The sequence below is a fragment of the Pseudoalteromonas sp. OOF1S-7 genome (genome assembly GCF_022347765.1).
GTDB lineage: Bacteria > Pseudomonadota > Gammaproteobacteria > Enterobacterales > Alteromonadaceae > Pseudoalteromonas.
The window spans coordinates 73,931-83,524 of the sequence record NZ_JAKRFZ010000021.1; the positions used below are offsets into that span (position 1 = coordinate 73,931).

Here is a 9,594-nt window from a genome sequence, read left to right on the forward strand (position 1 = left end):
CAGGGATGACAAAGGGGTTTAAGTGGGCTGTGACCACTGCGCTATTGGTGGGTATGTGGTCGGCATCAGGCCATGCTGACGAGTCTGCTGGTGAGCCTGCGATTACATCACAAATTCACGCGTTGTCTGAAATGACCAGCTGGCAGGAGCAAGTGCTGAGTGCTGAACGCTTACTACAGCATAGTGAGTTCGGCCCGGAGCAACGTGCAGCCACCCTGAAAGCCATTGGCAAAATTGCCCTGGAAAGCTCACGCTATGAGATGGCGATCCGCTACTTTGAGCAACTTGAGTCTCTGAGTCGCAACGAGCAGTTGTCTGGCAGCTTGTATCATGCTCTCAAGATGCAGGGGATCAGCGCTTTTTACCAGGGAGATTACGCCGCGTCGGTGACTGACTATCAGCAGGCGCTGAGTGTAGCTGAGCAAAGAAATGAGCCCATTGAACGTGCGGATATTCATAATAACCTGGGCATGTCATTCATCCAGATCCACGATTTAGAAGCGTCACTGGAGCATTATCTGGCTGCCTATATGCTGTATGAACAGCATGGCAATGAGCAAGACAGAGCGGATATGCTATTGAATCTGGCCGGGGTGTATATTCGCCAGTTTCGCTATGACAAAGCAGAAGAGTTACTCAAGCGCGCAATGGCGTTGTTTGAGCGCCTGGGAGATCAGTATGGTGTCGCCCTGGCACAGGGCAACCTGGGGGTTATTTATACTGAGTCCAACCGTCCTGAGTTGGCGCGCGGAGCTGTTAAAGCCGCTGTAGCGTATTATCACAGCATCAATGATACACGCCATCTGGCGTTTGAATATGTCAATATGGCAAAACTGAGCCTGCTGATCCGCGACTACACAAAGGCAGGGCAGGAAGTGAACTTTGCCATGTATTATGCTGAAAAAGCCGACAATCAGGCTGGCGTCATGCATGCTTTGCACCCAATGGCCAGGCTACAGTTGATGCGTGGTGAGATAGCCGGGGCCGAAGCCAGTATCGAGCGGGGCTTGATGCTGACGCGGAAGTTAGGAGACAGGCTCAGGGAGCGCGAGTTTTTGCATTTACTGGCACTGGTGCAGGCGGCAACAGGCAAGGTGCAGGCTGCGGCAGAAACACTTGACCATTATCGGGACTTACAGTTTTCATTGCTGAATGAAGGCCTTATCTCACGATTGAATAAGTATCAAAGTAAGTTTGAAGAAAGCCAGTTAAGTCAGGAATTAGCACAGATGAAGCAGGCGCAAGAACTGCAAAAGCTGCAGGATGAGCAACGCAATCAGTTGCTGTGGATGAGCGGGCTGATCTTATGTCTGACGTTGATTTCTGTGTTTGCCTTTTATCACCGTGCAACGGAGCGGCGGGCGAAAATCGAGCTCAGTAAAAAAGTCGCGCAGCGAACTGCACAGTTACAACAGACGGCAGATGAATTGCGTAATGCAAACCAGGTGAAAAGCCAATTTTTAGCTAATATCAGCCATGAAATTCGTACTCCTTTAACGGCAATTTTGGGTCATGCGGAAAGCCTGCAACAGGACTATATGCACGATGACCATCTGATGTCCTCCCTGGCAGTGGTAACACGCCAGGGAAACCACCTTAAGGATCTCATCAGTGATGTACTGGATCTGAGTAAAATTGAGGCACAGCGCCTGGAACTGGAATACACCGAGTTCACCATTGAGAACTTATTGGCAGATGTCTGTGATATGTTCCAGCGTCCCTGTATGGAAAAATCGCTCGCCTTACTGGTTGAAAATGATTTGCCCACCCCCTATCTGGTGCGACTCGATTACGTGCGCCTGAAACAGATCTTGATTAACCTGCTCAGTAATGCCGTCAAGTTTACGCAGCAGGGCCAGATAGACTTAGTTATCCGACAACATGAAGGTGGCCTGACATTTATAGTTCAGGACAGTGGCATAGGTATGTCTCAGTCTCAGGTAGCGCGGATATTTGAGTGTTTTCAGCAGGGCGACAACAGCATCACTCGTCGCTTTGGTGGTTCGGGGTTAGGGCTCAGCCTGTCGCAGCATTTGGCTAAGATGATGGGCGGAGAGATCTCAGTACACAGTGAAGTGGACAAAGGAAGCCAGTTTAAGTTGATAATACCTTGTGCACGACTGAGTCATGTCAGCGAACCTGTGTGCCGCAATAAAGTTATGGATGTTCAACGACAGGGCACCGAAGCCCGTTTATCCGGCACAATATTATTAGCTGAAGATCATGACGACAACCGTGCTTTGATCATTCGCATGCTGGAAAAAATGGGCCTGGAAGTCGATGCGGTCAATAATGGGCGAGACGCAGTAGAACATTGCCTCAGTGCTTATCCGGATGTGGTCTTAATGGACATTCAGATGCCCAAAATGGATGGACTGGAGGCACTGCAATTGTTGCGTCAGGCCGGTTTTGAAGGCGAGGTATATGCACTGACGGCCAATGTCATGGAGCATGAAATCAAAGATTACCTGGCTCAGGGCTTCAGTGGGCATCTCAGCAAACCGATCAATAGCGACCTACTGTATCAGACTCTTGCTCAGTCTTTGCAGCGTACTAATGCGTCGCAAGCGCTAGACCTGGCGATAGATATGAGTGACCTCAAACAGAGTTTTGCACAAACGCTGGAACAAGAAAGGTATAAGCTGATTGATTTGTGGCAGGAGCAGGACTGGCAGGCTTTACAGCATCACTGCCATAAGCTCAATGGCGCAGCGAGCATGTTTGGATTTGTCCATATTGCAGATGTTGCCTCACAATTTGAAACCGCACTGAAACAGCAGCAAACCGCGCTGTATCAGGACCTGTTTTTGATCTTGTGTGATGAGCTAAAAGTGTGTGATTACTCAGAACAACTCGATGTCACCTAGTCCACTGTGCTTGTCAGGCTGCACAGAGTGATTGCGCTTAGGTATAGTTGAAGGTGTATCGGTATCGCAACTATAGCGGCTGGTATCGGTACGGTGCGACATATCCAGCTCAGGTCGTTCTGCATTAAAAATAGACAGTTTCTCATGAATACATGCGGCCAGGTTAATCAGGTCACTGCTCGACACAGCCTGAATTTTAGACGTGGATAGCGCATCCGAATTGAGTTCAACCATAGACTCAATGCTCGATTGTGCCTCGTCTGAGACTGCCTTTTGCCGGCTTACCTGATCGTGAATACTGTGCGACATCGCATTAATCTCAATCATGGCGCCTTCTATCTGGTCGACCTCTTTGGTAGAGGCTTCCGACAAACTGACCGTTTTACCGGTTTCTTCCAGTGCGGTGAGCATCAGTGCATGGGCACTGTCTGTGCCCGCCTGGATTTTATTGACCATGGTCCGTACTTCCTGCGTTGACTGACTGGTGCGTGCGGCCAGGCTGCGTACTTCGTCGGCCACCACTGCAAAGCCTCGACCTTGCTCACCTGCGCGTGCTGCCTCGATGGCGGCATTCAGGGCCAGTAAGTTGGTCTGATCAGCGATGGCATTAATCACATCAATAACGGAACTAATGGCGTCGCTGTCTGCTTTCAGTGCCGCTATTTGTTCACTGGTGGCCTGAATATTCGTTGCCAGCGTCATCAGGCTTTGCTGGCTCCGGTCAGTATCAATACGGGTTTTCTTGACCGCCTGCGTGGCATTCTCGACGGAACTGTAGATTTTTTCCAGGCTGTCATCGAGCTCCCTTGATACCGTCAGCATTTGGTTGATGGCTGTGGCGAGATCCGCGCCGTGCACATGCTGGATAGTGGCTTTTTGTGTCATGGAGGCATAAGTATCGCGTAGGCTGTCAGCCATAGGTGTAAGACGGGAAGAGGAGGCATACACTTCGCCAATAATGTGCTCCATCATCGCCATACTGGCATTAATGGCCAGACAAGCCTTGGGTAGCGTTTTGTCTTTTTCGTCAAAGCGAAATGTCAGATCAATGGTATCCTGGTGATGTAATGCGCTGACAAAACTCTGTAGATAGGCGCCCTTTTCCTGTTTTTTATCTAACCATATCGTGACCAGCACAGAGGCAACCACCATCAGGGTAATCAGGGTCGCGGTAACTGTCAGAGGCAAAGCAAAGATGGCGGTACAGACCAGCACGGCGGCTATGTTCACTGTCGTCACGGCCATGGCACTGGCTACTAAACGCATGGGTTTGGGTTCCTTTATCGGACTTGCAGGATAAGGAGCGTGTCCTTATTTGCGTTCAAATGTCTTATGCATATCCTTTAATATATAGAACACACCCTTGAGAGTTCCAAGCAATGAGGGCATAAAAAAGCCTGCATAAGCAGGCTTTTTCTGTTCAAGCGATTGGTTATTTACGCTTCATCGAATCAAAGAACTCGTTATTGGTTTTGCACATTGACAGCTTGTCGATCAAGAATTCCATTGCATCGATTTCGCTCATCTCATGGACAATTTTGCGTAAGATCCACATTTTTTGCAGCTCATCAGGTTTGGTGAGGAGCTCTTCGCGGCGCGTACCTGAACGGTTAAAGTCAATGGCCGGGAAGACGCGCTTTTCAGCAATCTTACGGTTTAAGTGCAGTTCCATGTTACCGGTACCCTTAAACTCTTCGTAAATAACTTCATCCATTTTAGAGCCCGTGTCGATCAGGGCTGTCGCGATGATAGTCAGGCTGCCGCCTTCTTCTACGTTACGTGCAGCACCGAAGAAGCGCTTTGGCTTGTGCAGTGCGTTGGCGTCGACACCACCCGTCAGAACTTTACCTGAAGACGGGATCACGGTGTTGTAGGCGCGTGCAAGACGCGTGATAGAGTCCAGCAGAATGATGACGTCTTTTTTGTGCTCAACCAAACGTTTCGCTTTTTCGATGACCATTTCTGCAACCTGCACGTGACGGCTTGCTGGCTCGTCGAACGTTGAGGCGACGACTTCACCTTGTACCAGGCGCTGCATTTCTGTTACTTCTTCCGGACGCTCGTCGATCAGCAGTACCATCAGCGTTGCATCTGGATTGTTGTAAGAAATAGACTGTGCAATGTTTTGCAGCAGCATGGTCTTACCGGCTTTAGGTGGTGCGACAATCAGTGCACGCTGTCCTTTACCGATTGGAGAAGCCAGGTCCAGAACACGCGCAGTGATATCTTCGGTACTGCCGTTGCCGCGTTCCATCACCATACGCTCGTTGGCGTGTATAGGCGTCAGGTTTTCAAACAGGATCTTAGTTCTGGAGTTTTCTGGCTTATCGAAGTTAACTTCGTTTACTTTCAGCAGCGCAAAGTAACGCTCACCATCTTTAGGTGGGCGGATCAGACCGCTGATGCTGTCGCCGGTACGTAGGCTAAAACGTCTGATCTGGCTAGGCGAAACATAAATGTCATCCGGGCCTGCCAGGTAGGAGGCTTCTGATGAGCGTAAAAAGCCGAAGCCATCCTGAAGAATTTCCAGCACGCCGCCGCCATAGATGTTTTCGCCGCTTTTAGCGTGCGCTTTCAAGATGGCGAAGATGATGTCTTGTTTTCTCAGACGGGCAACGTTCTCGAGCCCCATAGACTCGGCAAGTTTTACAAGCTCATTGATTGACTTGTCTTTCAGTTCGCGTAAATGCATATTGGTGGGTTCTTTATTTAAAAGTTGTTCTCTCGTGGTACGAGGGATTGAATTGAAATTGCTTAAGGTTAGTGGCTCTATAAGTTAGCAGCTAGGGGAGCAGTCGTCCAGTCTTTATACAAATTTAATCAGGCAGGGCTAAAACAGCGCTACCTGATACATTCGGACTGTGACCGATTGGCGACCAGCGATGCCGGTGCCATTTAGCAGTGTTCAGTTAGATGTTGTTCTCTAAGAACTCGATCAATTGTGTTTTTGACAACGCACCAACTTTGGTTGCTGCTACAGCACCGTCTTTGAACAGAAGCAGAGTTGGGATGCCACGAATACCGAACTTAGGCGGTGTCAGCGAGTTTTGGTCGATGTTGAGCTTAGCTACGGTCGCGCGACCTTCGAACTCGTCTGCAATTTCGTCCAGGATTGGGGCGATCATTTTACAAGGGCCACACCACTCAGCCCAGAAATCTACCAGTACAGGGGTATCCGACTTAAGCACGTCTGCTTCGAAGCTGTCATCAGTTAGTTGAATAATTTTGTCGCTCATTGCGCTCTCCGTTAGAATTAGGTCAATTATTTAATGCGTATTTAAACACTCTTGTTTCTTATTGCAAGTTTAAACGTTATGCTTAATTGCTATGACTAAGACACATTTGACCAATAAAAAATTTATCGACTTTGCTTTAGCGCCGGAAGTGGTCGCCGGTTTGACAGCGAGTGGCTTCGAATACTGTACGCCAATCCAAGCAAAGTGTATGCCCTACATCAGTGAGGGCAGAGACATTGCCGGTCAGGCTCAGACAGGGACAGGTAAAACGCTTGCGTTTTTAACTGCGACATGTCACAAGCTGTTGCAAAGCCAATCTGACGCTCAGGTTGCCGGTCAGCCACGTGCGTTGATAATGGCACCGACACGAGAGCTTGCGATCCAAATCCACAAAGACGCACAAATATTGGCGCCGGCGTGTGGGTTAAAGCTTGGCTTAGTATATGGTGGCGAAGAATATGAAAAACAACGGTCGCAGCTAGAAAAAGGGGTAGATATCCTAATCGGCACGACCGGACGCCTGATCGATTTCTATAAACAAGGTGCTTATAACCTTAATAACATTGAAGTTGTTGTGTTGGATGAAGCGGACCGAATGTTCGATTTAGGCTTCATTAAAGATATTCGTTATATGTTCAACCGTATGCCGGATACGCAACAGCGTCTGAATTTACTCTTTTCTGCAACGCTGTCTTATCGTGTGCAAGAACTGGCCTTTGAACATATGCACAACCCGATCCATGTGCAGATAGAGCCGGATGTCAAAACGGGCAAGCGGATCAAAGAAGAACTATTTCACCCCTCGCAAGAGGACAAAATACCTTTACTCCTTACTCTGATTGAGGAAGAGTGGCCAGACAAAGCCATTGTATTTGCTAATACCAAGCATAGTTGTGAAAACGTCTATGAGTGGCTGAAAAATGACGGGCACCGGGTGGGATTGTTAACTGGTGATGTAAATCAGAAAAAACGTTTGTCGATTTTGTCCAAGTTCACTAAAGGCGAACTGGACCTGCTGGTTGCCACAGATGTTGCAGCGCGAGGCTTGCATATTCCTGAGGTGAGTCATGTACTGAATTTTGACTTACCTGACGATTGCGAAGATTACGTGCATCGCATTGGTCGTACTGGCCGAGCTGGCGCATCGGGCCATGCAATTAGTTTTGCTTGTGAGCAGTATGCTTATAACTTACATGAGATTGAAGAATACATTGACCATGCAATTCCGGTTTCTCACTACGATAAGTCAGCATTACTGGATGACATTAAAGCGCCTGCCAGGCAACAAAGGCGCAGAAATACACCCGGACAGCGCGGCAATCGCAGTGGCAGTAACCGTCGACAAGGTAGTTACCAAAAATCACGCCCGCGCAACTAACCGGGCACTTTGGTAGAGGTAGATAGAGGTTAGTGAGCGTGGTTCAGAGATCTCCACATGAAAACGTGTATGCGGTGATTGATTTAGGATCAAACAGCTTCCATATGCTGATCGCAAAACATATGGCTGGCGGCGTGCATACAATTGGGCGAGTCAAACGTAAAGTACGTCTGGCTGCTGGTCTGGATGAGCAATATCTGCTGAGTGAAGAAGCGATGCAGCGGGGCTGGGAGTGTTTATCCTTATTTGCTGAGCGGCTTCAGGATATTCCGGCTGGCAATATACGTATTGTTGCTACTGCGACTTTGCGTTTGGCTACCAATGCAGGGGTGTTCAAGCATAAAGCCGAGCAAATTCTTGGTCACCCTATCTCTATCATCAGTGGTGAAGAAGAGGCTCGATCTATTTATAAGGGCGTTGCACACACCTCTGCATGTCATGGGAAGCAACTCGTTGTTGACATAGGTGGTGCCAGTACAGAAATCGTCATTGGTCAGGGTTTTGAAGCACAGTTGTACCACAGCCTGAATATGGGGTGTGTTACCTATTTGGAGCGCTATTTCTCAGATGGTGCCTTGAGCGAAACCAATTTCGCTGCTGCAACGGCAGCTGCGCATAATGTGGTTGCGCCTTACGCCCCACAATACAAAACTGCCGGATGGGAGTTGGCGATTGGTGCTTCTGGTACGGTTCAGGCTATTCAGGAAATTTTTGCCGCCCTTGGGTTGGATGAAATGCTGAGTCTGGAGAAGCTTCAGGCAATTCGCACCCAGGCAATCCAGTTTGAGAGTATCGATCAACTTGAGCTACCTGGGCTGAGCGAAGAACGGCGCCTGGTATTTGTTTCCGGATTGGCGATTTTGATTGCGCTCTTTGAAGCATTACAGATTGAGCGAATGGGTCTGGCCGGGGGGGCATTACGCGAAGGCATTTTATATAGCATGATTGATCAGCTCAATCAGGCTGATATTCGTAAACGTACGCTCGATGGCTTTATGTCTAGATACCATGTTGATGCGGGTCAGGCGACACGTGTGTTTGATATATGCAAAATACTGCTGCAGCAACTAGAAGCCCCCATGCAGCTTGATATTCAAAGTGCATGTAGCCTGTTGAGTGCAGCGGCATCCATGCATGAAATTGGTCTGGTCATTGACTACAAGTCTTATCACCAGCACAGTGCCTATATTTTAAAACACACAGGTATGCCGGGATACTCGCGAGTACAAAAGCAAATGGTAGTAGTTTTGGTGGGTAACCATCGACTCGATGTAGAAGAAGGTTCTTTTACTCAGTTTGGCAATCAACAGGGGTTCATCGAGTTACTCGTCAGAATCCTTCGGGTTGCAGTGATCCTATCGATGCGCCGTCAGGACGATGTCTTGCCTGATCTCTACATAACAGCAACAGAACCTGAAACGCTCACCTTAACTATGCCAGGCGACTGGCTAAATGAACATCCATTGATGCGCAGCGAATTGGAGTCAGAAGCTGGGTATCAGGAAAAAGCCGGTTGGATATTGAAAATTGAGCGCGATTAAGCGCTCTTTTTGTACAATAAAGGCCTAAAAAAGCGCGTTTTGTTTGAATCTTGTTCGAACGTGCTGTTTTTCTCACTTTTCTTCAAAAAAGGGGTTGCACTGGGTTTCGATTTCCCTATAATGCGCATCCACCGACACGGGGCACAACGCTGAAAAGCAACGAGCCAACGAGTTGGGAGTCAAATAAAACTTGATTCTGAAATTTCTCAAAATTAAGTGTTGACATAAAGCGGGAAGTGATTAGAATGCACAACCCTCAGCGCTAACAGCGCAGCGACATTGAGTCGCACCGGGTAACCGGATTATGTTCTTTAAAAATATGAAGCAATCATCTGTGTGGGCACTCGTACAGATTGAGTTCTAACAGCAGATTCTAGTTCGCTAGATGACGCACAAAAATTTAGAGTCTCAATTTCTTATGAGTGACTAACATAGTCAATTTATACAGAATTCATTGAGCACGAAACTTCGGTTTCAAAAAACTTTTAATTGAAGAGTTTGATCATGGCTCAGATTGAACGCTGGCGGCAGGCCTAACACATGCAAGTCGAGCGGTAACATTTCTAGCTTGC

6 protein-coding genes and 1 rRNA gene are annotated in these 9,594 nt (G+C 48.2%); 4 read left to right on the plus strand and 3 right to left on the minus strand.

All coding sequences use genetic code 11. The features are described 5' to 3' along the window. Nucleotides 1-5 precede the first annotated feature (5 nt). Complete coding sequence (locus tag MHN33_RS21330; RefSeq protein WP_239401185.1) at nt 6-2,867, plus strand: ATP-binding protein; 2,862 nt, start codon at nt 6-8, stop codon at nt 2,865-2,867. On the opposite strand, the gene MHN33_RS23950 is transcribed toward MHN33_RS21330, so the two are convergent. From MHN33_RS23950 to trxA, 3 genes are all read right to left on the minus strand, one after another. Continuing rightward, complete coding sequence (locus tag MHN33_RS23950; protein WP_275442969.1) at nt 2,844-4,133, minus strand: methyl-accepting chemotaxis protein; 1,290 nt, start codon at nt 4,131-4,133, stop codon at nt 2,844-2,846. The two genes, MHN33_RS21330 and MHN33_RS23950, sit on opposite strands and share 24 nt — an antisense overlap. Nucleotides 4,134-4,299: 166 nt before the next feature. Then, nucleotides 4,300-5,559 (minus strand): transcription termination factor Rho, encoded by a 1,260-nt coding sequence (gene rho, locus MHN33_RS21340; RefSeq protein WP_010387091.1) that lies wholly within the window; start codon nt 5,557-5,559, stop codon nt 4,300-4,302. Between the two features lie 217 nt (nt 5,560-5,776). Next, the gene (gene trxA / locus MHN33_RS21345; RefSeq protein ID WP_010387092.1) at nt 5,777-6,103 is read right to left on the minus strand and encodes a thioredoxin TrxA; all 327 of its coding nucleotides are present in this window, start codon (nt 6,101-6,103) and stop codon (nt 5,777-5,779) included. 91 nt (nt 6,104-6,194) lie between these two features. On the opposite strand from trxA, the gene rhlB reads away from it, so the two are divergent. The 3 genes from rhlB to MHN33_RS21360 form a co-directional block, all read left to right on the plus strand. Then, nucleotides 6,195-7,481, plus strand: a complete 1,287-nt coding sequence (rhlB, locus tag MHN33_RS21350; protein ID WP_239401187.1) for an ATP-dependent RNA helicase RhlB — start codon at nt 6,195-6,197, stop codon at nt 7,479-7,481. 38 nt (nt 7,482-7,519) lie between these two features. Continuing rightward, a complete protein-coding gene (gppA, locus tag MHN33_RS21355) occupies nt 7,520-9,022 on the plus strand; it encodes a guanosine-5'-triphosphate,3'-diphosphate diphosphatase (RefSeq protein ID WP_343224852.1) in 1,503 nt (500 codons plus the stop codon). A 486-nt stretch (nt 9,023-9,508) separates the two neighbouring features. Further along, a 16S ribosomal RNA gene (locus MHN33_RS21360) occupies nt 9,509-9,594 on the plus strand; the annotation flags it as partial.